The 23,474-nt window shown below is 52.5% G+C and carries 19 protein-coding genes and 1 tRNA gene; 1 reads left to right on the top strand and 19 read right to left on the bottom strand.

Annotated features, from left to right (window positions below):
• Positions 1-83: 83 nt before the first annotated feature.
• The 9 genes from X474_RS20960 to X474_RS20920 all read right to left on the bottom strand — a co-directional run bounded on the left by X474_RS20960 (position 84) and on the right by X474_RS20920 (position 11,648).
• Positions 84-3,065: a type I restriction endonuclease subunit R gene (locus X474_RS20960; RefSeq protein WP_044351785.1), complete on the bottom strand. Its 2,982-nt coding sequence runs from the start codon at positions 3,063-3,065 to the stop codon at positions 84-86.
• Positions 3,052-3,843, bottom strand: coding sequence for a restriction endonuclease subunit S (locus X474_RS26340; RefSeq protein WP_052515475.1), 792 nt, complete (start codon positions 3,841-3,843; stop codon positions 3,052-3,054). The genes X474_RS20960 and X474_RS26340 overlap by 14 nt, the downstream gene beginning before the upstream one ends.
• Before the next feature lie 80 nt (positions 3,844-3,923).
• The gene (locus tag X474_RS26335) at positions 3,924-4,460 is read right to left on the bottom strand and encodes a restriction endonuclease subunit S (protein ID WP_052515474.1); all 537 of its coding nucleotides are present in this window, start codon (positions 4,458-4,460) and stop codon (positions 3,924-3,926) included.
• On the bottom strand, positions 4,457-5,266 hold the full coding sequence (locus tag X474_RS20945; protein WP_044351784.1) for a TIGR02391 family protein: 810 nt from the start codon (positions 5,264-5,266) through the stop codon (positions 4,457-4,459). Before X474_RS20945 ends, X474_RS26335 begins: the two co-directional genes overlap by 4 nt.
• Positions 5,263-6,321 (bottom strand): virulence RhuM family protein, encoded by a 1,059-nt coding sequence (locus tag X474_RS20940; RefSeq protein WP_044351782.1) that lies wholly within the window; start codon positions 6,319-6,321, stop codon positions 5,263-5,265. The genes X474_RS20945 and X474_RS20940 overlap by 4 nt, the downstream gene beginning before the upstream one ends.
• Positions 6,321-8,453 (bottom strand): type I restriction-modification system subunit M, encoded by a 2,133-nt coding sequence (locus X474_RS20935; RefSeq protein WP_044351781.1) that lies wholly within the window; start codon positions 8,451-8,453, stop codon positions 6,321-6,323. The genes X474_RS20940 and X474_RS20935 overlap by 1 nt, the downstream gene beginning before the upstream one ends.
• A 502-nt stretch (positions 8,454-8,955) precedes the next feature.
• Positions 8,956-9,053, bottom strand: a tRNA-Sec gene (locus tag X474_RS20930).
• Positions 9,054-9,066: 13 nt separating this feature from the next.
• Positions 9,067-10,539, bottom strand: a complete 1,473-nt coding sequence (locus X474_RS20925; protein WP_044351780.1) for a CCA tRNA nucleotidyltransferase — start codon at positions 10,537-10,539, stop codon at positions 9,067-9,069.
• 2 nt (positions 10,540-10,541) lie between these two features.
• Positions 10,542-11,648: a LysM peptidoglycan-binding domain-containing protein gene (locus X474_RS20920; protein WP_044351779.1), complete on the bottom strand. Its 1,107-nt coding sequence runs from the start codon at positions 11,646-11,648 to the stop codon at positions 10,542-10,544.
• Positions 11,649-11,783: 135 nt separating this feature from the next.
• Here X474_RS20920 and X474_RS20915 point away from each other — a divergent pair, with 135 nt between their 5' ends.
• Positions 11,784-12,584: an enoyl-CoA hydratase/isomerase family protein gene (locus tag X474_RS20915; RefSeq protein WP_044351777.1), complete on the top strand. Its 801-nt coding sequence runs from the start codon at positions 11,784-11,786 to the stop codon at positions 12,582-12,584.
• A gap of 86 nt (positions 12,585-12,670) precedes the next feature.
• Here the strand turns inward: X474_RS20915 and X474_RS20910 are convergent, their stop codons facing one another.
• The 10 genes from X474_RS20910 to X474_RS20865 all read right to left on the bottom strand — a co-directional run bounded on the left by X474_RS20910 (position 12,671) and on the right by X474_RS20865 (position 23,430).
• Entirely contained in the window at positions 12,671-12,877 is a 207-nt protein-coding gene (locus X474_RS20910) for an FmdB family zinc ribbon protein (protein ID WP_044351776.1), read from the bottom strand.
• A 157-nt stretch (positions 12,878-13,034) separates the two neighbouring features.
• Positions 13,035-13,673: a DUF3786 domain-containing protein gene (locus tag X474_RS20905; RefSeq protein WP_044351774.1), complete on the bottom strand. Its 639-nt coding sequence runs from the start codon at positions 13,671-13,673 to the stop codon at positions 13,035-13,037.
• Between the two features lie 152 nt (positions 13,674-13,825).
• A complete protein-coding gene (locus X474_RS20900) occupies positions 13,826-14,440 on the bottom strand; it encodes an FmdE family protein (RefSeq protein WP_044351773.1) in 615 nt (204 codons plus the stop codon).
• Positions 14,437-16,407 (bottom strand): ABC transporter ATP-binding protein, encoded by a 1,971-nt coding sequence (locus tag X474_RS20895; protein ID WP_082464541.1) that lies wholly within the window; start codon positions 16,405-16,407, stop codon positions 14,437-14,439. The genes X474_RS20900 and X474_RS20895 overlap by 4 nt, the downstream gene beginning before the upstream one ends.
• Complete coding sequence (locus X474_RS20890; RefSeq protein ID WP_044351771.1) at positions 16,404-17,258, bottom strand: ABC transporter permease; 855 nt, start codon at positions 17,256-17,258, stop codon at positions 16,404-16,406. The genes X474_RS20895 and X474_RS20890 overlap by 4 nt, the downstream gene beginning before the upstream one ends.
• Entirely contained in the window at positions 17,248-18,228 is a 981-nt protein-coding gene (locus tag X474_RS20885) for an ABC transporter permease (protein ID WP_044351769.1), read from the bottom strand. Before X474_RS20885 ends, X474_RS20890 begins: the two co-directional genes overlap by 11 nt.
• 15 nt (positions 18,229-18,243) lie before the next feature.
• Positions 18,244-19,830, bottom strand: a complete 1,587-nt coding sequence (locus tag X474_RS20880; protein ID WP_044351768.1) for an ABC transporter substrate-binding protein — start codon at positions 19,828-19,830, stop codon at positions 18,244-18,246.
• A gap of 370 nt (positions 19,831-20,200) precedes the next feature.
• Positions 20,201-21,940 carry a carbon starvation CstA family protein gene (locus X474_RS20875; RefSeq protein WP_044351767.1) on the bottom strand — a complete coding sequence of 580 codons (1,740 nt, stop codon included), beginning with the start codon at positions 21,938-21,940 and terminating at the stop codon, positions 20,201-20,203.
• Positions 21,941-22,505: 565 nt separating this feature from the next.
• On the bottom strand, positions 22,506-22,799 hold the full coding sequence (locus tag X474_RS20870; RefSeq protein WP_044351766.1) for a CC/Se motif family (seleno)protein: 294 nt from the start codon (positions 22,797-22,799) through the stop codon (positions 22,506-22,508).
• Positions 22,800-22,923: 124 nt separating this feature from the next.
• Positions 22,924-23,430: a chemotaxis protein CheW gene (locus X474_RS20865; RefSeq protein WP_044351800.1), complete on the bottom strand. Its 507-nt coding sequence runs from the start codon at positions 23,428-23,430 to the stop codon at positions 22,924-22,926.
• Between the last annotated feature and the right edge of the window lie 44 nt (positions 23,431-23,474).

Raw genomic sequence — 23,474 nt, 5'->3', positions numbered from 1 at the left:
TGTTTGACAACAACATCTAGTATCAACGAACCAATCAACGTGTTTAGAACTCCAAGGCATTTAGTCAGCCCCCCAATGGGCAGTTAGGCTTGTTTGCTATGTGTAGTATCGCCACCTGCGGGCGTCTTATAAGTAGCACCAAAATTTGTGTCGCTCAGCCATTTTTTAAACGACGGGTTGTCGCTGAACTGCCTGTACAGTTCTGTGTGGTCAGCCAGGAGTTTTATCATCTCGCGTTGAAGTGCGGCATCGTGCTCGATGCGGGCAGTTTTCTTGTCATTGTTCTTCATGGCGTTTTGGTAGGCAGGGTCCGCGCCAACCTTGGCCGGGAGTTCTTCGGCTATTACTTTTTGAATCTTGTCGTGGTCCTTCCATTCGATATTACCAAACTGATCGTTGAAGGCCTTTATTATATTGCTCAGTTGGTCCAGTTCAGGCTCTGGCTTGCGCCCACCGCCACTGGTTGGAACCGGTTCGACTTCGCTGTCTTCATCTGCCAGTGCAATATCCAGCTTGGCCTGGACTTCAACCCGGTAGCTGTCCATGTCCACGGTTTGCAGGATACCTTCCGAGAGGTCATCCGTCTTGGGTGCCGGTAACTTGGGTATGAGGAAATTGAGAAAGATGGACAGCTTTTCCCAGTCCGCATTGGTGTAAGAAAGGATTGAGGCCAGGAACCCATAGGTGCGAACAAAAGCCTTGGCCTTACCCTTGAAGTCTACCTGGCCGTCCTCGTCCAACTCGTTTTCATAGGTATCCTTGCAGGCATCCAAGTATATGTCGAGCTGGTCCCGGTCCGCTTCGTTCAGGTACAGTTCCACAAACTCGTCAATCTGCTCCTGGGAATAGACCTGGTAATTGTCCAAGTCAAACTTCAGGTCGTGCAGTTTGTTGGGGTCTGTTTGGCCGCTTAAAATGGTGGTGCGGTAATAGGGATCAAAGGACTTCTGGATGGTGTCGATGTCATTGTAGAAGTCTAAAACAAAGGTGTCCCGCTTTTGGGGGTGGGCGCGGTTCAGGCGCGACAAGGTCTGCACAGCCTTGACCCCGGACAGGGCTTTGTCTACGTACATGGTGTGCAAAAGCGGCTCATCGTAGCCGGTTTGGAATTTGTCGGCCACTATCAGGAAACGGTAGGGGTCTTTGCGGATCATCTCTGGTATCTGATTGCTGGGAAAGCCGTTCATGGTGGCTTCGGTGACTTTATCCCCGTTGTACTCTTGCTTTCCGGAAAAGGCCACAATGGCCTGATAAGGGCTTTTACGCGTTTTCAAGTAGCTTTGGAAAGCCTTGAAATACTGTATAGCCCGCTTGATACCGCTGGTGATTACCATGGCGCGGGCCATTCCGCCGATTTTGCGATGGCCAATGACCTGGGCATGGAAATGGTCCACCATGATTTCGGTCTTGTCGCTTATGGCCTTTTGGTGCCCCTCCACATAGCCCCGAAGCTTTTTCTGAGCCCGCTTGGTGTCGAATAGGGGGTCGTCCTCCACGGTCTTGGTCAGGCGGTAATAGCTTTCCACTGGGGTGTAGTTCTTCAGCACATCCAGGATGAATCCCTCCTGGATGGCCTGCTTCATGGTGTAGCTGTGGAAGGGATGATGCTTGACGTTGTCGTCGGCTTGCGGGTCTTCCGTGCCGAATATCTCCAGGGTTTTATTTTTGGGCGTGGCCGTAAAGGCGAAATAGCTGGCGTTGGACAGCATTTTTCGCCCTTCCATGATCTTGTTGATCTTGTCTTCCGTGGTCTCCTGTTCGTCTTCGGCAGTCTCCTGAACCTCGGCAAGAGCGATATTCATTTTTCCGGCGGTCTGGCCGCCCTGGCTGGAATGGGCCTCGTCAATCAGTATGGCGAATTTGTTGCCCCGATGCTGGTTGCCGATGTCATCCAGGATGATGGGGAATTTGAAGACCGTGGTGATGATGATCTTTTTGCCGGACTGCAGAAAGCCTCGCAGGTCTCCAGAGTGCTCGGCGTGTCCAACCGTGGACTTGACTTGGGAAAACTGTTTGATGGTGTCTTTGATCTGCTTGTCCAGCACCAGCCGGTCGGTGACCACGATGACGGAATCAAAAACCGGGCTGCCCCCGTTCTCCAGCCCGATGAGCTGATGGGCCAGCCAGGCGATGGAGTTGCTTTTACCACTGCCCGCCGAATGCTGAATGAGATACTTCTTGCCGGGGCCGCTTTGCTCGGCATCAGCCAGGAGCATGCGAACCACCTTGAGTTGATGGTAGCGGGGGAATATCTGCTTGTAGGTCCTCTTGCCGGTCTTGGGGTCTTTCTCCACCACGATCTGAGCGTAGTTTTCCAGGATATCGGTGAGCCGCTCTTTGGTGAGGATGGTCTTCCACAGGTAATCGGTGGCCAATCCGTGCGGGTTGGGTGGGTTGCCCGCGCCGTCATTGTGGCCCTTGTTAAAGGGAAGGAACCAGGACTGCTTACCCTTGAGGTGGGTGCACATGCGTACTTCGTGATCATCCACCGCGAAGTGGACCGCGCAACGGCCAAACTGGAAAAGCAACTCCTTGGGGTCGCGGTCGTTCTTATACTGCTGAACCGCATCTTCCACCGATTGCTTGGTCAGCTTGTTTTTCAGCTCAAAGGTGGCGATGGGCAGACCGTTGATGAACACGGCCAGGTCCAGGGATAGCTGGGTTTCATTACGGCTGTAGTGGATCTGCCGAGTAACGCTGAAGATATTTTTGTCAAAAAACTCGGCGGCCTTCTTGTTGCCGGGAGAGGGAGTGCCGTAGAAAAGGTCTATGGAAGCGGAGTCGTGCTTGATGCCGCCCCGCAGAACCTCTATCACGCCGCGTTTGGCGATCTCGCCTTGTAGCCGATGCAGGAACTTGGTCCGTTTGGGGCCTTCCCGGCCTATGCCAAGCTGCTCCAGGGTCTCCGGCTGGGTGATCTCCAGAAACTCAAGCAGCTTGGCCAAATCAACCGCGTGCTCGCGGTCGTAGTCCTGCGGGTTGCCCTGCACATAGCCAGCCTCATTCACCAAAGAGGCGACAATCAGGGTTTCCAGGCCCTTTTCGCTGGTGTCAGTAGTCTTCATCCAGGCTTTCCCCCTCATCCATCATATCAACAGGCTCATCGATATCTTGTTCTTCCTCCAACAATTCGCCTTCGGAAACGTCCGGCACCTCTACGCCGCGCACGTCCAGCTTGCCAGTGACCACATCGGATATCAAGCGGGTTCGGTATTCGCGGATCAGTTCTATCTCGCGTTGGGCGCGGGAAATGGCTTGGTCAATTGAAGCAGAGCTTTCAGAAATATAATTGAGAATAGTCGTTTGCTCCTCAGCGGGAGGAAGAGCAACTTGATAGTTTCGAACAAAGCTAGATGGTATTCGTTGTTGTCCAGCAGCACCGGTCATGTACTGTTCACCAAGTAGCAAAAATTGGTTGGTTGAAGTGATGAATCTGAGATATTGCCCGTCTATGCCCTTAAGTGGTCGCAGAACAATCAATTCTGTTGTGCCAAAGCCAAATTCTGATTCGAGCGCTCCAAGAAAGGCCCCCTTGCCATTTTCAAAGCATGGGGTAATTTTGGCTATGACAACATCTCCTCGCTTGAAATAGGTAAATCCGTTCCAAACTTCAGCGACAGGTCTCTTTTCGCTGTTATCAATTTCTCCACTAACTGAAATTTTCTCCATTGGCAGGAAAACAATTTCGCAATTGTCAGAAGAGGATAAGCGCGTTTCTGATTTAGACGGATTGAATAGAGCAACTCGTTTAAGCTTTGAAACCTCCCAATGCTCCGGAATATCCCCGATCCATTCCACGCCGCTGGGCTTGAGCCGCGCATCAGGGTTAATGCCCCGCGTCACGGCCTGGTTGATGATGTTCTGCTTCTGCTCATTGAGCAGCTCGATAAGCCGCCGCTTGTTGCGGATGAACTGCTGTATCTTTACCCCATGGCATCAAGGTATTTTGCGATTTGGCGCTGCTCCTCGTATGGAGGCACAACGGATGGCATGCTTTTAAAGTCAGGCCAATAGAGCCGGTTACGGTCTTTGACGATACCCCTGGAATAACCATCCACTTCGTCCATATAAGCCTGAGTGCGAAATAGGTATGAATAGTAACGGCAATCTACTTCCGGAAAAGGCCGGGCCACCACATAGGCAGGACTGACCAGGCCATCAACCGACGCCACACCCACCGCCCCCTGCCACATGCGCATCATGTTGTAGGCAATGTCGCCCTTGGCCGCCCGTTTGTATTTCTCGCGGTCGGACATCATCTGCTTACGCTTCATGTTGTCCATATCCCGCACGCGCACTCCGGTTCTTAGGGACACCTCCAAGATGGGAAGATCGCCGTATCCAGTTTGGTTGCGCTGGGACAAGAGACGCCCATTGCGCCACAACTCCCAGTGTTCGGGGATATCACCGGCCCAGGGTTTGCCTGAGTATTTGTAGTTTGGATATGGCAGCAAATTCATGATGCCCTACCAAGACCGGTGTGCACACAGTTGTCCAACTTTCGATGTAGTAGTGAAACCAGCGTCAGGTAATCCGCAGCATCGTCTTCACCGCTCCATAGAATCTTAGGCTGATGCGCCAGTGGATTACGCACTGCCGCGAAGCAACCTTTCAACAATGCGGCAAAGCCTTTATGTTCAGATCGTTCGGTTTCGGTTTGGAGGGTGTTAATAGCCAATATCGGCCTATCCACAGAAAACACCTGATCAATCAATTGGGCTCCGTCTGCATCAACGCCCGATATTTCGCGGATTCTTTCGGCAAGCCCCTTGGTTGCTTCAAAAACCGCATGAAAGTAATTGTCCTGCATGAGTTCCTTGCGGCAATACTTGCTGACTTCAGAATGCATTGGGCGACCTTGAAACTTTTGGCGTATAGTGCTAACCCGTTGCTCAGCTTCATCAAGAGTATTCGCAGCTTTGCAGGATCTGAATTGGCCATCTTTCCCATACTCAAGACCAGAAAAGGCCAAAATAGCGTTTAGCTCAACGCGGTGCTCCTCAAATTGTTCGTTTCGGCCTACAAATCGTGCAGGTATTAAAAAAGGCTGAATAAAATCTAAAATGCGATTTGCACACCTGTGCTCTTTTTGCGCTTGTAGGAAAATCCAATACAGCCTGCGCCACTTGGTTGACTGACCAGAATTGTCTTCAAGGCCACGGTCGGCCAATACGCGACTTATATCCGAACCAGAGCCACATTCCCCAAGAACCTTAGCTAGGCCCTCGACGCTACCTTCTGGAAAGGGTGGGACCGTATTCATCATTCCCCTCCCTTTTTGCCAGGAGGCAGGCTTTTGACTGCTTCCTCTAGCTCCTTCACATAGTCCTCTTCCGCCCTTACCTCCTTGTATTCTCTGCGGCGGATTTCGAACTCGTCATATTCGGCTTTTGCATATTCATCGGCTTGCTTTTTGCTCATTTTTCCGGCATTGGGCAGAACCTCACGGTCGTTGAAGCGCAGGAATTCATCCAGCTTCTGCTCCCAGTCCTTCATGAATACCTGCTTGCGGCGTCTGGCCTGATCATCGGCAAAGTCCAGCCACATGACCACAATGCGGTTAAGCTCGTCAATTTCCTCTGAAGAGAGATAGTTCTTGGCCGTGGTCACGTCTCCCTTGCGTACTTCATCGTTCTTCCAGTTTGTGAGCCCCATATTGGGCAACAGATGGTCGGCGCGGGATTTGATAAGCTCAGCCGCCGTCATTCCGGTGGCGGCATAATGCAGCTTGTTTTGGATGATGCTGAAGAACTTGCGGGTCTCGCTGCTGGACGGGTCATAGTCACCGGCCATGGCGAAGATTTCCCTGACCCGCAGATACATGCGCCGCTCGCTGGCCCGGATATCCCGGATGCGCTCCAGCATCTCGTCGAAATAGTCGGGAACAACCGAGCCCTCCACAGGAGGGTTCTTCAGGCGTTCGTCATCCATGACAAAGCCCTTGATGATGTATTCCTTCAGGCGCTGGGTGGCCCAGATACGGAAACGGGTGGCGATGGGGCTTTTCACCCGGTAGCCAACAGAGATGATCATGTCCAGGTTGTAATAGTCCAGGTTGCGGCGTACCTGACGGTTGCCTTCCTGGCGAACTGACAAGTATTTCTTGTGAGTTGCCTCCCGGGCAAGTTCACCTTCATCATAAACGCTGTGAATATGCAGGCTTATGTTCTGTTGAGTGGTTTGGAAGAGCTCGGCCATGAGCTGCTGGGTAAGCCAAACGTTCTCATCTTGCAGCCGCACATCCAACTTGATGCGCCCGTCTTCAGCCGGGTAGACAATGATCTCGCCGCCGCCGGACGCGTTGTTTTCCTTCTTACCCATTAGTTGGCTTCTCCCACGATTTGCTCCAGCAGCCCTTCTGTTTCCTGCTCCAGGGCATAGATGTCGGCCTTGATCTCTTCCAGGGTGCGCATGGAAGCAGGCTTGTAGAAATGGCGGGTGAAGGAGACCTCGTAACCGATTTTGGTCTTGGCGTCATCCACCCAGGCGTCAGGGGTATAGGGCAGCACTTCACGTTCGATAAAGGCCTTGACGCCCCCTTCCTCAAGCAAGGGCACCTGCTCGGTGTCGCGCAAGGAGGAGTCCGGCTCATATTCAACCACACGGGGCTTGCCCTCCACCTCGCAGTCATAGAGCCCATACAGCGGGTCAGCCTGGACCTTGCCTGGTTTGTGCACTTTTTTGATGACTGGTTCAGCCTGCTCGTGGTGATCGCAGAGGTTGTCCCGCAGCCAGGTCTTTCGTTTGGCTGTTAACTTCACGGCATCCAGCTTGGCGAATACCGAGCATCTATCCATGAACAGGTTGTAGTCCAGGTGCGGGCCAGGCCCCAAGGAGCCGGCCACCCGCTTGGCTAGCCCTGCGCTGCCTTTATCCTTGGCCTTGACGCAGGCCTCCGCGAATTTATCAAGCCTGGCGGGGCTCAGGTCCACGGCAAGGCGTAAGGGGCGCTCCACCACCACCTTCCAATAGCCAAAAGCCTCATTGGGGAAAATCTTGGACTGCTGGGTCTCTTTAGGGGTGAGAATCAGCTCGCATATCTTGTTGATGTGCTCTTCAGTGAATTCGCAGTTTTTTTTGCCCAGATTTTTGCGCAGGGGCAGATACCACTGGGTGGCATCGATCAATTGCACCTTGCCTTTGCGGTTGGCCGCCTTGCGGTTGCTCAAAAGCCAAATGTAAGTGGCAATGCCGGTGTTGTAGAACATGTTTTCCGGCAAGGCGATGATGGCCTCTAGCCAGTCGTTCTCCATAATCCAGCGGCGAATGTTGCTTTCACCACCGCCTGCGTCCCCGGTAAACAGCGATGAGCCGTTGTGCACTTCGGCTATACGGCTGCCCAACTTGGTTGAGTGCTTCATTTTGGAGAGCTTGTTCACCAGGAACATGAGCTGCCCGTCGCTGGAACGGGTAATCATCTGGTATTCGGGGTCGCCATTATGCTGAAGCAGAAAGCGCGGGTCCTGCATATGCTTCTTGCCGCCCAGGCGTTCCAAATCTATCTTGTAACTTTTGCCGTAGGGTGGATTGGAGAGCATGAAGTCGAACTCTTGGGAGGGGAAGGCGTCGCTGGAGAGGGTGGAGCCGTATTTCATGTTCTCGGCCTCTGCGCCCTCGCCCTTCAAAAGCAAGTCGGCCTTGGAAATGGCATAGGTCTCCGGCTGTACCTCCTGGCCAAATAAGTGAATGGAGACTTCCTTGCCAAGTCCCTTAGCCAACTCCTTGAGGCGTTCCTCCGCCACCGTGAGCATGCCCCCAGTTCCGCAGGCGCCGTCATAAACCAGATAGGTGCCGGATTCAATTTCATTGGCTATGGGCAGAAAGATGAGGTTAGCCATGAGTTTGACCACATCGCGTGGTGTGAAGTGCTCGCCAGCCTCTTCATTGTTCTCTTCGTTGAAGCGCCTGATCAATTCTTCGAAAATGGTGCCCATGGCATGGTTATCCAACGCCGGCAGTAGCTCATTTCCTTCCATATCCAGCACCGGCTTAGGAGCAAGGTTAATCTTTTTATCCAGGTATTTTTCAATCAGATCGCCAAGAATATCAGCTTCAATGAGTGTGGGAATCTGATTGCGAAATTTGAACTTGTCCAGAATTTCCTGGACATTGGGAGAAAATCCGTCCAAGTAGGCTTCGAAGTCGGCTTTGAGTTGTTGCAACTTGGCCCGCGATTTCAAGTCACCCAAAGTATAGGGAGAATCGTTATAAAAGGCCTCTTTAGCTGCCTGACAAAGTGCAGCATGCTGGTTGACAATGCCAGCCGCGTCCAGTTGTTCTTTCATTTGTAACACGGCCTGCTTGCTGGGCTCCAAAATAGCGTCTAAACGCCGTATAACGGTCATGGGCAGGATCACATCGCGGTATTTGCCGCGCACATATACATCCCGCAGAACATCGTCTGCGATTCCCCAGATAAAATTTACAATACCATTGTGGATCACATAATTCATAATCAGAAGTCGCTCCCAACAATCCTTTTACTCATAAAAGAGTTTGCTACCATATTCGATCAACAATCAAATTAAAAAGACTAGTTTGTAAATCAATAAATTGCAAATCCACTATTTACTTAAATCAAGCAATTCCCATTGGATATTTTTCTATCTCAACCGCTATTTTTTTATTAAACCTAAACACGGTAAATTTAAAATTCATCTAAATAGTACAAAATATACTTTAATAAACAAGCCGTTATATTATGGTTGTCGTCTTATAAAGAGCAAGCGGGCTCACTTGCTTCCGCAATCTAATAAATGAATAACAAACTCTAATCAAAACGGTTTAAATTAGCAACCCATTAAGTCGGTGCTGTTTTTTTATCTCTACTCTATCGAGTTGTGAGACTTTTTACCAAAAAGGTATTTTGAAATTTTAAACAAGTTAATATGAAACCAGATTTCAGTCACAAGCAAAAAAGGGGCCAGCCTTTCGGCTAACCCCTTGTTATCACTTTGGCGGAAGTGCATGGGAATCGAACCCACCTACCGCCTTCCTCAGACGGTACACCGGATTTGAAGTCCGGGAGCCCCACCAGTGAGCTTTCCACTTCCACACAGAAATCTATCAGGCATTTAAGGGCGAGTCAACATCAAGGCTGCTTGCATAAAGCTCTTTGGCCAGGGAAAGGGCTTGGTCCTTGGTTTTGATCCGACCGTCCAATTGGGCCTCGCGCAGGGTGGTCAGGATATGGCCCAATTTTCGGCCCGGCGGCATGCCCAGGTGATCCATTACATCATGTCCGTTTACCAAGGGCGGGGCGGCCAGGGCCTGTGCCAGGTATTTGTCCCTCAGCTCTATGGTGTGGTCGTAAAGATCCAGGAGCCTTTGTTCGGCCTCGGGCGGGCGCTCCGGGCCCTTGCCTGCCATGGTGTCTGCCATGGCCAGGGCGAAAAGGCCCGGCAGATCATCGCCCAGGGCGCTTAAAAGCCGCCTGATGCCCCTGTCGGTGAGCTTTCCGTTCAATGCCGCGCCCATGAGCTGGAAGGGGCGCATATGCTCGCTGATCATATGGGAGATATAGCCGGTGTCCGCCTTGCTGAGCCCCAAGGCCCGGCAGGCCGGAGCGGCCAGTTTGGCTCCGGCTTTATCGTGATAATAAAAAGTGGCCCAACCCGGGCCGGTCTCTTTCCTGGTGGCGGGTTTGCCAATATCGTGCAAAAGGGCGGCCGTGAACAAAAGCGCCCTTTGTCTGTCGTTTTGGGCCAGATACTCGGCGGTTGCCTGGCCGTGTTTGCCCATGAACTCTTCCGGCTCTTTTTGGATCATGGCCAGCCCTTCCAGACAGGCCAGGTTATGCTCGAGCACATCCAGGTGGTGATAAGGATTCTGGTCAATCCCCCTGCCCTGCTCCAGATCAGGCACCAAGAGGGTCAGAACCCCGCTGGCCTGCATGGCGCGCACTGCCTGGTCCACCTGGCGGCCCGCCATGCCCAAAAGCCACTCATGGGCGATTCTCTCCCTGGCCACCTTGGCCAGGTCCGGCCCGGCCTTTTCCAGGGCGGAAATCACCCCGGGCGCGGTTCTGAGCCCCAGGGTTGCGATAAAGCGAAAGGCCCTCAGCACCCTTAAGGGATCGTCTGCCAGCACATTGGGCCCGGCCAGGCGCAGGACCCTGTTCTCCAGGTCTTCCAGACCGCCGGTGGGGTCTATGATATTGGGCCACCCCCTCAGATAATCGCCCAGATCCCAGGCCAGGGCATTTACGGTAAAATCCCGGGCCCTTAAATCACCCATCAGGTCAGGGGCGCGCAGACCGGCGATATCCACCTGCACTTCGTCTTTAACCAGGCGGCAGGTCTCGAATTCAGCTTTTAAAAGAATAAAATGGGCTCTCAGCTTTTGAGCGGCTTTTTTGCCCAAAGAGATTGCATTGGAAGATGTAGTGAGGTCTAAGTCGGGAGGTTCGGTATTAGTCAGAAGGTCGCGCAGGGTTCCGCCCACCAGCCAAATTCTTTGACCTTCTTTGCGGGCCAGCCCGTCCAGGGCCTTTAAGATGGGCCTGGCTTTATCCAGATTTGAAGTTCCAGGCAGGAGCAAAATCAACTCCCTGGATTAACAACCACCTTTTCGCCAATCCAAAGGTAGCGGCGTCTTTTCAGTTGAGGGTTCCAGCTTCTCAGGTCGTTAACTGTCACTTTGTATTTTCGGGCCAGGGCAAAGAGGGTGTCACCTCTTCGAATGGTGTGAATCTTCCTGGCCCCCGTGCCTGCCCTGGCCTGGGGCTTGGGCGGCTCTGTGGTGATCTTTGGCGTCACCTTGGCCGGGGTCGGGGACTCTGCCTGGGCCTTTTTCTCTACCGGCACGGGCTTTTCAGCCTCAGGCTCAACAGGTTTGGCCTCTTCAGGGGTTTCCTCAACCTGTTTCTTGTCACCTATCTTTTGGCTGCCCAAGCTCTCCAGCTTCTTGACCAGGCCGGACATCTTTCCGTCCAGCGCGGTAAGGCGTTTTTCCAGGTCATTTGGTTTACCGCCCGTTTCAGCCAGATTCTTTTCCAGTTTTTCGAGCCTGGCCATCATTTCGTCATCAGGCATGGGAGCCTTTACAAAATTACCGGCCTTTTGCTCTTTGGCCTGTTTTTCCAGCTTGGCCAGCCGTTTTTCCAGGCCGTTCTCAGCCGCTATAACTTGGCTGTTCATGGCCTTTTCAATTTTGGCAAGCTTGGCCTGCAAGGCCTTGTCCGCCTTTTCCTGGTCTTTATGAAGCTTGTTCAAAGACCCTTTAAGCACAGCCAGATCCTTGGACGCATCTTTGCCCTTGGCCAGGTTTTCAACCTTGCCCTCCAGCTCGGCCATGCGGCGGGAGAGGTATTTACCGCTCTTGTCCAGTTTTATGGGCTTTCCGTCTTTGGTCGTGGGATTCTCGGCCTTGGCCAGTTTATTCAGCTTGCTGTCAATATTGCTAAGCCGTTTTTCAAGTTCGCCCAGGCGGGCCTGAACCTTTTCATAGGCCATCAAGGTCTTTTCCAGTTGCTTGGCCGGGGCCTGCACGGGAGAAACCGTTTGAGGCGCGGTATGTCCGGAACCGGAGAACCACATGGTCATCAAATATATTATGCCCACCACAATAAGGGAGAGCACCAGGAGCTCGAGCGGGGCCAGGCGGAAATTTCGCCTGCCCTGCAAGGTTAATTTTTTGTCGGCTGTCATGAAACCTCGCTAAGGATTTGTTCATGGTCAACTTATCAGAGGGGCAGCCCTTGGTCAAGACAACCTATACAGCCTTGACTGAGACCTCAAACAGGCCTATCCTAGGCAGGCTTTGGCAAAGAAACAGGAGACAAAATGTCACAAGAGTTCAAGACCTTGCTCACAAGCGACCAGGGAGCGGTGCGCATTATCACCTTCAACCGCCCCGACCTGTTGAACCCACTTGATGTGGAATCCGGCTCTGAGTTGATCAAGGCCCTGGACATGGCCGAAAAATCTCAAAAAATCAGGGCATTGGTGCTCACAGGAAAAGGCAAGGCCTTTAGCGCGGGCGGCAATGTACGCCTCATGGCCCAAGGCCTGTCCCAGGGAATCAGGCCCAGCAATTTTTTCCGGGAAGTGGCGGTGCTTCTTAACCAAAGCATCCTGGCCTTGCGAAAGTTGCCCAAACCCGTGGTCTGCGCCATGACCGGAGTGGCCGCAGGCGGGGGCATAGGATGGGCCCTGGCCTGTGATCTGGTGGTGGCGGCGGAAAACTCCGTCTTTGATCCCGGCTATGTACGCATTGCCCTTACCCCGGACGGCGGGACTTCCACCTTTATCACCCGCCTGATCGGCCTTAAAAAGGCCAGTGAGTTCTTTTTGCTGGGCAAGCCCATGAATGCCGCCAAAGCCCTTGAACTGGGTGTGATCAATCAGACCGCAAAGCCGGATAAGGTTTTGGAAACGGCCCTGGCCCTGGCTCAAAAACTGGCCCAGGGGCCTGCCGAGGCCCTTGCTCAGACCAAGAGGCTTTTAAACCAGGCGAACTTGGGCGATTTGGCCGAAAGGCTGGAAGACGAGCGGAAAACCATTGAACATCAGGCAGACCAACCAGATTTCAAGGAAGGCATAACCGCTTTTTTTGAAAAGAGAAAGCCTATTTTCAAAGACTAAAAACAAAGGGCCCCAAGGATTTAATTAAACCTTGGGGCCCCTTGCCTTGACCCAGCGCAACAACGTTGCGCTCAGGATTATCCAGCTCAGGAAAAACCTCCGGAAGAGCCGCATCCCGAAGAGCCGGAAGAAAGGGAGTCCAAAGAGCCAAGCCCCTGGGTGGCAAAAGAAGAAAGTTTTTTCTCCACCTTGTCGGACTGGCACTTGGGACAGTTCACTTTTTCATCAGACTTCATGACCAAAATCTCAAACTCATGGCCACAAGCAGAACATTTAAATTCAAAGATCGGCATGACCCAACCTCCGCTTGACTTGTGTTTCCAAAAAGCCTCTTCCCAAGCCAGTTACTTGTCCCAGGCAAGGCGCACAAAAAACCACAGGCAAAAGTTCCGGTTAACTTATCCTGTATTACAAAAGTTAATTCACAAACTACACAAGTCAAGACCTTGGTCAGGCTCTTTCATGCTGTTTTTTCCAGCCCAGCAACATGGACTGTCCCAGTATGGCCAGGCATTCCATATCCAGGTAATCAGCCGCATAATCCGGGAACAAAAGGCTGGCCTGGGCTGGAAACTCATCATCTGCGTCATTAAAAAGCAACAAAAGCGGCAACTTGGGCAAGGCATCGAACTTGCGGACCAGTTGATAGGAAAGGCCCATCTCAGGGTCTCGCCCCTCCCACATTTGGCAAAAGGCCTCCAGCCCTTTTGGGTCACCGGAAAAATATTTAACCAGGTTGTTCTCCACCGTGTCCTTGAAGCCCTGGTTATAGGGCGCTGCGTCCGGAAATTCGCGATAGGAAACCCAGTCAAACTCCGTCGGCAAGGAAGGCCTCTCTCCATTGGAGCCTTTGGCCAACAGAATATACTTAAACAGAATGACACTCACCCCGTGCCAGGGCTCGTTCCCGTCTTGATCAAACACTCCTTGGTCTGAAACATGGTATTTTTGGCCGAAAAACCGCACCCAGGCCCCTTTTGCATCCGGCTCAATACCCAGAACCCGGGCCAGGGGCCTATAATCAACTTCGGCCAGCTGTTTTTGATAGTCTTTTCTTATATCCTTAAAAACATCGGCATCATTGGACATTTTTCGCTCCTTCTAAATAGTTCCCCCGCCTGGTCTTAAAAATCCGCACGGCTTAAGGCGCATTTAAGCAGCAAAATGAAAACCGCATATCACCCAAGCGGGTGATATGCGGTTATTTACCCATCAACACAACTTCACCGGCGTAATTTCGCCTATTGCCAGGAATCCATGGCATCAAAACAGGGGATGCATAAAACTTTGCCCCCCAAACGGCGGGACCGGGTTTCCATCATGGTCTCCCCGCATTTGTCACAACAGACACTCTGCAGAATGCGAGCTCTTCTGGGCTCCGGGTTGTCAGGCTCCGTCACCGTAAAGATCGCCTCCAAATCCGCCTCCATGATCTTATCGCTGCGGCGGTCCTTTATAGCCTGCATCTGCTGTTTTTCCTCTTGGGTCAGGCCTTCGGTGGCACTCTTTTTCTGCAAAACGTAAAATTCCTCTTCGTATGAGCCCTCGGCCGGCGGAGTAAAGAAAAGACGCAAGGCCTTGCCGTCGGAACGACGATAAAATGAAAAGGCCATTTTACCCAAGTCCTTGAAAAGCAGGTTACCCTTGCCCATGGTGCAACCGGTCAAATACTGGATGCCGTCCACTGCGCAGGTGTCGTTCTCCGCCACCACCACAATATCCTCATCACCATCCTTACCCAGCTCCCTGAGGGCCAATTCAGAGGCCCTAATGCCAATAGCCAGGCCGGGGCACCAATGTCCGTGAAAACTAATGGCCTGGTCGATTTTGTCCTGAGAAATAGTGCAACCGCTCATATTACCTCCCAATTAATCTCGTTATTTTCATCAGTTAAGGGAATATGACAGAGAACCCTCCTGGGTCCGGATTGTCTAAGGCCCGGGTCTTGATTAAAACATACATCAGTGCTGTGGGGGCATCTTAAGGCAAAGGCGCAGCCCGCATCCCCTGTCTCTTCCCCCAGATGGGGATCGGCCATGCCCTGCCAGGCGCTTGCGCTTTGAATAAGCATCCTGGTATAGGGGTGGGCCGGGTGGGCTATCACCTGCCAGGCAGGCCCGCTCTCCACCATGCGTCCGTTCAGCATAACGCCCATGCGGTCACCCACCTTGCGGGCCAGGCCAATATCATGGGTGACAAAAAGCATGGTGATGCCCCGGTTGATCTGAAGGTCCAGGAGCAGTTTCATAACCTTGGCCTGTACACTGGGATCAAGGGAGCTGGTGGGTTCATCTGCCACTAAAAAGGAAGGATTCAAAACCAGAGCCCTGGCCAGGCAGACCCTTTGAATGGCCCCCATGTTAAGCTCATGGGGATACCTCTTTAAAAAACTCTGGTCAGTGGAAAGATGCACCTCACTTAGGTTTTTTTTAACCAGTTCTTGCACCTTTACCGAATCCTGGTCCAAATGCTGAATGCGCAAGGGCTCGGCCACGATCTCGGCCACATTAAGGCGATGACTGACTGATTCAGCCGGGTTTTGATAAACCAACCCCACCTTTCTGGCCAGGGCGCGCCGGTCTGTTTTAAGCCACTCATCCATGTCCCGGTCCTGAAAAATCCGCTTGCCCTCTTTAGGCTGCAAGGCCCCGGCCGCTGCCATGGCCAGGGTGGTCTTGCCCGAGCCGGTCTCGCCCACCAGGCAAAATATCTCACCGGCTTTTAAGGTCAAATCCGTTGGCTGAAGGGCTTTTTGGTCATCATAGCTGTGAGCTATGCCTTTAAGATCAAGCAGATCCACAATTCCGCCGCGCAGGCAGCGCACCTTGCGGCCGTTGCTTCCGGTAAGGGGCACCAAGCCCTTTCTACAGTCCTCCCGGGCCTGGGTGCATCGATCATGAAAAAGACAACCGCTTGGCGGGGCATGCCCCGGTTCGTGCCCGGCCTCGGATGAGGCTATATGGGCATGGCGGTGCGGTGTTCCATTCCGATGGCCGTGCTGGTGCAAGAGCCGGTAAAAGGCGTCTCCCCTTATGCCACCGAGATCCCTGGCTGTCTCCATGCTGGGAAACGACCTGGCCAAGGCCAGGGAATATGGGTGCCTGGGCTCTGAAAAAAGCTCACTGCCCGCCATTTTCTCCATTACCTGGCCCAGGTAAAGCACATACAGGTCGTCGGCCAGCTGGGAGGCCAGCTCCAGGTCATGGGTGATCAAAAAAATCGCCTTGCCCTTTTCCTTGTTCTGCACCATGGCCCGGGAAACAAACCCCTTGGACATGGCGTCCAAGGAGGCTGTGGGCTCGTCCAGAATCAGAACCCCGGGGTCTAAGATCTGGGCCATGGCCAAAAGCGCCCTTTGCACCTGGCCGCCGCTTAGCTGGTGGGGATAGCGGGTGTGTTCCTCGGGTTTAAGCCCCATTTCCAAAAGAGCCTGGCCCGCCAGTTCAAGGGCTTGGGGTTTGGGCATGTCTCTATGCTGAATAAGAGGTTCAGCCACCTGGTCCAAGATAGTATAGACCGGATTAAAATTGGCGGCCCCGTTTTGAAAAACCATGGCCAGCTCGGACCAGCGCACCTTGTTCAAATCTTCTTCGGTCATACCCAAAAGAGGCTTATCCCCAAGGGTTATACCGCCCTCCACCGTTGCATTTTTAGGCAAAAGTCCCATACAGGCCTTGCCCAGGGTGGTCTTGCCTGAACCGGACTCACCGACCAGCGCGGTTATACGCCCTTTTTGGGCAACAAAATCAACGCACTCCAGGGCCTGCAGGGCATGGCCGTTGTCTTCATAGCTAACACTAAGTTTTTTAACCAAAAGGCTCACGTGCGCCCTCCAGGCAAGGCATTGGCCAGGCGCGGATCCAGAACCTTTTCCATGCTGATGGCCAAAAAAGTAACCGACATGATGATAAGGGAGAGAAAGACCACGGGCGGGGCCAGCCAATTCCACCACACGTCCATGTAATAATGTTTCATCGCCATATTTATCATCATGCCCAGGGATTTATGGTCCGGCGGCATCAACCCTAATATTGCCAGGGTGGCTTCCATGAAGACCGCCATCCTGACCTTGGCCGCGAAACCTATCAAATAAAGGGGAAACATCTCCGGCAAAAGGTGACGCACAAGTATGTAAAAGCCCCCGGCCCCCATATTCACAGCCGCCTTGACATGCAGCCCGCCCCGGATTCCCAAGGTCTGGGCCCGAATGGCCTTGGCTGTTGTGGGCCAGACCATCAAGGCCAGGATACAGGCCAATAGCCAGGGCGAAGGCATGAAAAGCGCGGCCACCAGGATCAGAATCATGATATGGGGGATAGCCAGAATAACATCGGCCACCCGCATGATCACCTGGTCGGTCAAGCCTCCGTACCAGCCCGAAACCAGGCCCAGCCCCACCCCCAAAAAAAGCCCGATTGTTCCGGCCACCAGCCCGAAGGACAGGCTGTTTCTGATCGCCAGCAAAAGTTCGCTCAATATGTCCTGCCCACCGTCGTTTACACCGAGAATATGCTCGGCCGAAGGCTGATCAAAAGGGATAAAGGATATATCCCAGGGATCATAAGGGCTGAAAACAGGCCCCAGTATGGTTGTAAGTAGAACCAAAAAGGCGAGCATAACGCCCACTCTGAATCCGGGATCGGAGAGTACTTTTTTTCCTGTTTCAAGATGCATCTTTGATCCTTGGATCCAAACGGCGGTAAGTCATCTCAAGCGCCAAGTTAAGGCCCAAAAAGACCAATGCCGAAACCAGAACCACACCTTGAATCAAGGGCAGGTCCCGGTTGCTGATGGCGTTGTAAAGCAAGGTGCCCAAGCCGGGGTAGGCAAAAATCGTCTCAACCACCAAGGCTCCGGTGATCATAAAGGCCATCCGGAGCCCCAGGCGGGTCACCAGGGGCAGAAGCGCGTTTCTGGCGCTGTGGGCATAGCGCACCCGGGCAGGCGGCAGTCCCTTGGCTTTGGCTGTGGTGATGTAGGGTTCTCCCAGAACCATGATCATGCTGTTTCTGGTGAGCAAAAAGTTGCCCGGCGCATAGGCCAGGGTCAGAGTGGTTAAGGGAAGAATCATATGCAGGAAAATATCACCCAGCCTTTGCCAAAGACCGACCTGGGCATAGGCGGTCTCCGCACCCTGGGCAGGCAGCCAGCCCAGCTTAAGGGCAAAAACAGCCAGTAAAACCACAGAGGTCGCTATCTCGGGCACCCCTTCCAGCACAGTGGCCAGACTCACCAGTCCCCTTTCCAGAGGCCCCTGTCGCCAGGCCGCCTCCACCCCGCTGTAAAAGCCCAGGGCCATGCCGAGTAAATTGGCCAAACCCAACAGCAAAAGAGTCCAGGGCAGGGCTTCCATGATCAAAGAGGAAACCGGGTCCATGAAGGCATAGGAATAGCCCCACTCAAAGGTTAAAAACTTAATAAGATAAGTGCCAAAACCCTGATCCTGGCTGTAATAGGCCTTTAACTGGGCCTCCTGCCCCGGGTCAAGCACCACATGGCTGCTGCTGTACATGGCGGTGACAAAGTCGCCGGGCAGCAGCCTGGGCAGGGCATAGCTCAAAAAAATCATGGCCAGAGCGGCCAGGGCAAAGGCTGCAATATGCCCTGACCGCTTGTTTTTTTTGGAGAAAAATAGTCTTTTCATTTCAGGCGGGCAATCCTAACGGATCAAGGACATTTTATTCTGGGCAATGGGGATGCCCTTGCTGATGCCTCCGGGGGTGAAATACCACTCCACGCCCTTGGATGCGTCATAGGCGCACACGTTCTCCGGATAAAAAAGGCTTATGGCAGGCAATTCCTCGGCGTATATTCGCTGGATCTCCTGCACCATTTTTTTACGCTTCGCAGGGTCCATACAGTCAAGGGATTCATCCAAAAGCCGGTTGAGTTCTTTATTATCGTCAAAGCGGGCACAGTTTACCGAACCAGCGCCAATTTTGGAATAAATCAACTCATTCAATATCTTGGGATCACCCATTATGCCGCCGTGACCGGAAACGGCCAATTGGAAGTCCCAATTTTTCACCTTGGCGTCGGTGGTGCCCTGCTCCAGGTTGATCAGTTTTACCTTTATCCCCACTTTTCCGAGCTGAAGTTTAATGATCTCGCCGTCGCGATCCGGAACACGTTCACCGGCCACGGTGATATTTGAAGCCAGCAAGGTCAGCTCAAGGGGCTTTCCGTCTTTGGCAAAAAAACCGTCTTTATCTTTACTGTAGCCCAGAGACTTGAGAATCTCCTCCGCCTTAGCCGGATCATAGGCATAATCCGGGGTATCGGGGTTGTACATGGGGTGATCCTTGGACAAAAGCCCCAGAGAAGCCACAGTGCCGAGCCCCCTGTGCGCCTTGTCTATTATCTCCTGCCGATTAATGGCGTGGACCAGGGCCCTTCTGAACCGGCGGTCGTTAAACGGGGCTATTCTATGGTTGATCATGAGCTTCTTATTCCAACCGCGGCCGCCTTTAAGCACCACAAAGCCCTTTTTCTCCAAGATGGGGGCCATATCCGGTTTGATGCTGCTGAATGAAGCGGCCTTGGTGGTGAGAGCCATGATGGGATTTTTGCCTTTCACAAAAATCAGACGTTCTACCTTGGGCTTGCCCAGGTAATAGCCGTCAAAGGCTTCAAAAAGATAGCTACCCTTGGCCTTGTTGAAATCCTTGAACAGATAAGGCCCGGAACCGGTAAAGGCCCCCGGCCCTCTATAGGCCTTGGGGTCTTTCACCTTTTCCCAAACATGCTTGGGAAGAACCGGCATGGTGCCGCCGATATCCGAAATAAAGGGGGCATAGGGCTTTTTAAGGGGGATTTTCAACTTATGCGGGCCCAGAACCTTGACTTCACCCAAGTTGGCCACGGAGACCCAGGGATAGGGGTGTTTTCTGAAATATGAGATGGTGAAGGCCACGTCCTCGGCTGTCACCGGTTTGCCGTCATGCCATTTGGCCTTGGGGTTCAACTCAAATGAAAAAGCCTGCTCCTGGGGCAGAAAACTCCATTTATCGGCCAGGGCCGGAATATAACCGTTCTTGTCTTTCCAGATCAGGGTGTCATAGACGAGAGCCATGCGCAGATAACCAGGCCCTCGGGGATAGTGATTATAAGGGTTGGGATATCCCCAGTCCCCTTTTCCGTCTGAGATGCGAAGCTCATCCAGGGCCAGGGCCGGAGCGGTCAGGCCCGGCAAAACAAATGCCGCAAGGAGAACAGCCAAAACAAAGCCAAAAATAAAGCGCCGCATGCCGGGCCTCCCAAAATGAAAAAGCCGAGAAAGCCATGGAGACCTACTGGTCCAACCAAGCCTTCCTGGCCTGACAAATTAAGCCTTACCCCGGCCGTTTTTTATACCTTGAGCAGTTATTTTTTAGGACCTTCTTGGCCCCGATTGACTACCCTTTAATTACTATCCTTTAGAGGAATTTGCAAGCTGCGCCTTTCCGGTCAATCTTTTTCCATTACGGCCCCAAGCACTTGATCTTTTAGCTAACCTTTTAATATGCAAAAGAAACACCCCCTGGACGCCTAAGGCGCACAGGGGGAATCGAGGTCGGCAAGGCCCTTATAAAGGCCTTGCCGACAGTCTAATTGGACTTTCCGCCTAAAAGAACAGGTCAGGCTTTTTTGGCCTCTGTTTCAGCTAAAGGACCACCATAGACCTGTTTCAGCACAATCAGTGATTCTATGATCATCCATATCTCAAGTAAAAACACTGCCAATCCGATGCTGAACAAAAGCCAGTCGCCTTTGGCTGAGAATTTATCCAGGTTGATGATCATGGCCCAGCCGGTCATTAAAACCATGAAGACCATTGGAATAAAGGTGTAGACAGCCGGCACCTTTCTCCTGGCAAGGAACACGGTAACCACCAAAAGGGCCAGGGCGGCCATCAACTGGTTCACGGTTCCGAAAAGCGGCCAAAGCAAAAGCGCGCCCTTGGTCACTTCCTTCAGGCCAAAGCCCTGGTTAAAGGCCAGGATAAACGCCGTTGCCACAGCCACAAAGGTAGCGGGATGCGCCTTTGCCATGGCAGGCATCTTGTAAGCCGTAAACAGCTCGCCCACCACATAGCGCTGGATACGGGTGGCGCTGTCCAGAGTTGTGGCCGCAAAACTAACCAGGAACACGCCCATGATCGTCAAAGCGATCTGAACAGGGATGCCGTAGGACTCCATCATATTTGCCGAGCCCACCACAAAGGCTTTGAGCTTGGCCCCCAGTCCGGCGGCGGTGGCCCAGGAGGCGTAATGGGTGGTAAAGGCAGTGGTTCCGGTTAAAATCTCACCGCCTTTCTCCGCGATACCCATGCCAATGCCCGCGCCCACAGCCACGATCACCAGGGTGGAAAGGCCGGCTTCCAGAAGCATGGAGCCGTAGCCGATGAACAGGGAATCCCGCTCACTCTCGCACTGCTTGGCGCTGGTGCCGGAGCTGACCAGGGAATGGAACCCGCTGATCGCCCCGCAGGCGATCACCACGAAAAGGAAGGGCCACAAGGGCGGCGCTCCCTCGGGTGCCGGATTATAGGTGGGAGCCACAAACTCGGGCCTGGAGACGATTACACCTATAACCAAAAGGGCCAGGGCCACATAAAGTTGGTGAGCATTGATATAGTCCCTGGGCTGCAAAAGCGTGGTCACCGGCAGGGTTGAGGCGATGTAGGAGTATATGAACATGATCAAGACCCAAATCACAATGGGGTTCAATCCCATTATGGAGGGCATCTTAAGGGGCACATAGGCCCCGATGATCACGGTGATATACATGACGATGACCGCCATTATGCCCCAGAAATGATGATTCACTCTCTTTTTGTAGATCATGTAGCCCAGGAAAACCGCGATGGGGACTTCCAGCCAGACCGGGATAACCGCAGCCGGGTACATGTTAAACAAAATGCCGATGATCAGGGCAAAGACCGCGATCACAATCCACAATTCAAAAAAGATAATCAAAAGGAAAAGGGTGCGCACCCGGTTGTTGATAAGGCCGGAGGCCATATCGCCGACACTGCGGCCCTGGTTGCGCAAGGAAGCCACCAGGGAACCGAAGTCATGCACCGCACCCATGAAGATTGAGCCAAAAAAGACCCAGATTATGGCCGGCACCCATCCCCAGATAATGGCGATGGCCGGACCGACAATCGGGCCCAAACCGGCGATGGAGGTGAAATGGTGTCCAAAAAGAACTTCTCGAGGAGTCGGCACAAAGTCTTTCCCGTCCTGTAGCGCAGTACTGGGGCAGACCGCATTGACATCCACTTGGAATATCTTGCGTGCCAAAAATTTGCCGTATGTGTTGTAGGCCACGATATAACCTACAAAGCATACGACCGCCAGCAGCAAAGAGTTCATACTTATACCTCCTGCCTGCACGTGTTATGGTTAGGAATTCATTGCGCGGGAAACTGCGCGAATAGGCCAATTCCGCAAAGCGTATTGCGGGCCAGAAACAAACAGGCTTTTTCACCCTGAACCTGTTCATCTCACTACGCCCCGGGAGTCAGTCCCTGTACCCATCTCCAGGGTGGATTCCTTTTCCCCCTTTTGATAAGGGCCCAAGCAGTCTCCGCCTGCTTCAGGTTGGGATTATACAACACTAGAACTATCAATAACTAGTGATAATCGATCATAATTACCATTTCGGAGATTAACAGGAAGCCAACCTGCTTTACATATAGAGAAAATAGAGCATGTCCAAAAGAGAACAAAGGGCATACGGGAAAACAGCAACCCGTTTAAAAAGAAAAATCCCTATAACTGGTTTGATATATTAGCATTTACATATACTTTAATGCAAGGTGGGGGAAGTATGAGGGAAAGAGCGGGCCTCAGCCTTAGAGGGGGGTTAATTTAACCCTTTCAAAAGGCGCAAAGATCACTTTAGTTTTGAAAAATCAAGCCACCTATCCGGGGCATTTTAAATGGCCTTACAGATAAGGCCGTCCAAATCCAGGCGTTTATTAAAAATACCTCTGACCTTTAAGGTGAGGTCTTCACTATGTAAAAGGTCCTTGTCTATATACAGGTTAAGACCATCCACCAGGTGGTAGTGATATTTAACTGCATTGGGCGGTTTTTCATAGGCCACCAGAACTTCATGGGCCACACCAAGACAACAGGCCACATCCGGGGCGTGATGAACGAAAGAGATATCGCTTATTCCGTTTTTCTTGGCAAATTCCCGTGCTTCCGGGGTTACTGTTATGCGCAAGGTTTTATCTCCAATTTAACAAAAAACGGTCATAGCGGGGAATGCCACGCCATGACCGTTTTACTGTCGTTTTAAAGGAACGACCCGACTTAACTATAAATCCATAGGCTCTTTCCGGTCAGCCTTAAAAACTGGAAAGCGCCGCCACTTCCTGCGTAGTCAAAACGCGGTCAATATCCAGGAGAATTTTTACTTTTTCACCAACCTTGGCCATGCCCAGAATAAAGGACGTATCCAGGGTTACGCCAAAGCTGGGGGTGGGTTCCAAGTCGGTGGGTTTGACATCCACCACCTCGTTCACCCTGTCCACCACGATTCCCATCTGGACCGTGCCCTCGGGGTTCTGCACTTCCACCACAATAACGCAGGTGCGCTCATCCGGCTCCCTGAAAGGAAGGCCGAATTTAAGCCTCAGATCCACCACCGGGATAACCTTGCCGCGCAGATTGATCACGCCTCGCACAAATTCCGGTGTTCTGGGCACTGGGGTTATCTCCATCATGCCGATAATCTCGCGCACGCGGAGAATCTCCAGCCCGTATTCCTCTTCGGCCAGGTCAAAGGTCAAATATTTCCCAGCCATGCGTTCAGCTTGAGACGCGCCTTCATCTACTGCGACGGCGTTGGCCATTTTTTTCCTCCGGAAATGCGTAAGCTTCATCTTTATATGAAGTA

It is taken from the genome of Dethiosulfatarculus sandiegensis (assembly GCF_000931935.2).
Lineage (GTDB): Bacteria > Desulfobacterota > Desulfarculia > Desulfarculales > Desulfarculaceae > Dethiosulfatarculus > Dethiosulfatarculus sandiegensis.
This window is presented reverse-complemented; position numbering and strand designations above follow the sequence as displayed.

Coding starts and splice junctions, on each gene's coding strand:
- X474_RS20960 (WP_044351785.1), bottom strand. CDS start 3,065: ATGAAGACTACTGACACCAGCGAAAAGGGCCTGGAAACCCTGATTGTC.
- X474_RS26335 (WP_052515474.1), bottom strand. CDS start 4,460: ATGAATTTGCTGCCATATCCAAACTACAAATACTCAGGCAAACCCTGG.
- X474_RS20945 (WP_044351784.1), bottom strand. CDS start 5,266: ATGATGAATACGGTCCCACCCTTTCCAGAAGGTAGCGTCGAGGGCCTA.
- X474_RS20940 (WP_044351782.1), bottom strand. CDS start 6,321: ATGGGTAAGAAGGAAAACAACGCGTCCGGCGGCGGCGAGATCATTGTC.
- X474_RS20935 (WP_044351781.1), bottom strand. CDS start 8,453: ATGAATTATGTGATCCACAATGGTATTGTAAATTTTATCTGGGGAATC.
- X474_RS20920 (WP_044351779.1), bottom strand. CDS start 11,648: ATGACAGCCGACAAAAAATTAACCTTGCAGGGCAGGCGAAATTTCCGC.
- X474_RS20915 (WP_044351777.1), top strand. CDS start 11,784: ATGTCACAAGAGTTCAAGACCTTGCTCACAAGCGACCAGGGAGCGGTG.
- X474_RS20910 (WP_044351776.1), bottom strand. CDS start 12,877: ATGCCGATCTTTGAATTTAAATGTTCTGCTTGTGGCCATGAGTTTGAG.
- X474_RS20905 (WP_044351774.1), bottom strand. CDS start 13,673: ATGTCCAATGATGCCGATGTTTTTAAGGATATAAGAAAAGACTATCAA.
- X474_RS20900 (WP_044351773.1), bottom strand. CDS start 14,440: ATGAGCGGTTGCACTATTTCTCAGGACAAAATCGACCAGGCCATTAGT.
- X474_RS20890 (WP_044351771.1), bottom strand. CDS start 17,258: ATGCATCTTGAAACAGGAAAAAAAGTACTCTCCGATCCCGGATTCAGA.
- X474_RS20885 (WP_044351769.1), bottom strand. CDS start 18,228: ATGAAAAGACTATTTTTCTCCAAAAAAAACAAGCGGTCAGGGCATATT.
- X474_RS20880 (WP_044351768.1), bottom strand. CDS start 19,830: ATGCGGCGCTTTATTTTTGGCTTTGTTTTGGCTGTTCTCCTTGCGGCA.
- X474_RS20875 (WP_044351767.1), bottom strand. CDS start 21,940: ATGAACTCTTTGCTGCTGGCGGTCGTATGCTTTGTAGGTTATATCGTG.
- X474_RS20865 (WP_044351800.1), bottom strand. CDS start 23,430: ATGGCCAACGCCGTCGCAGTAGATGAAGGCGCGTCTCAAGCTGAACGC.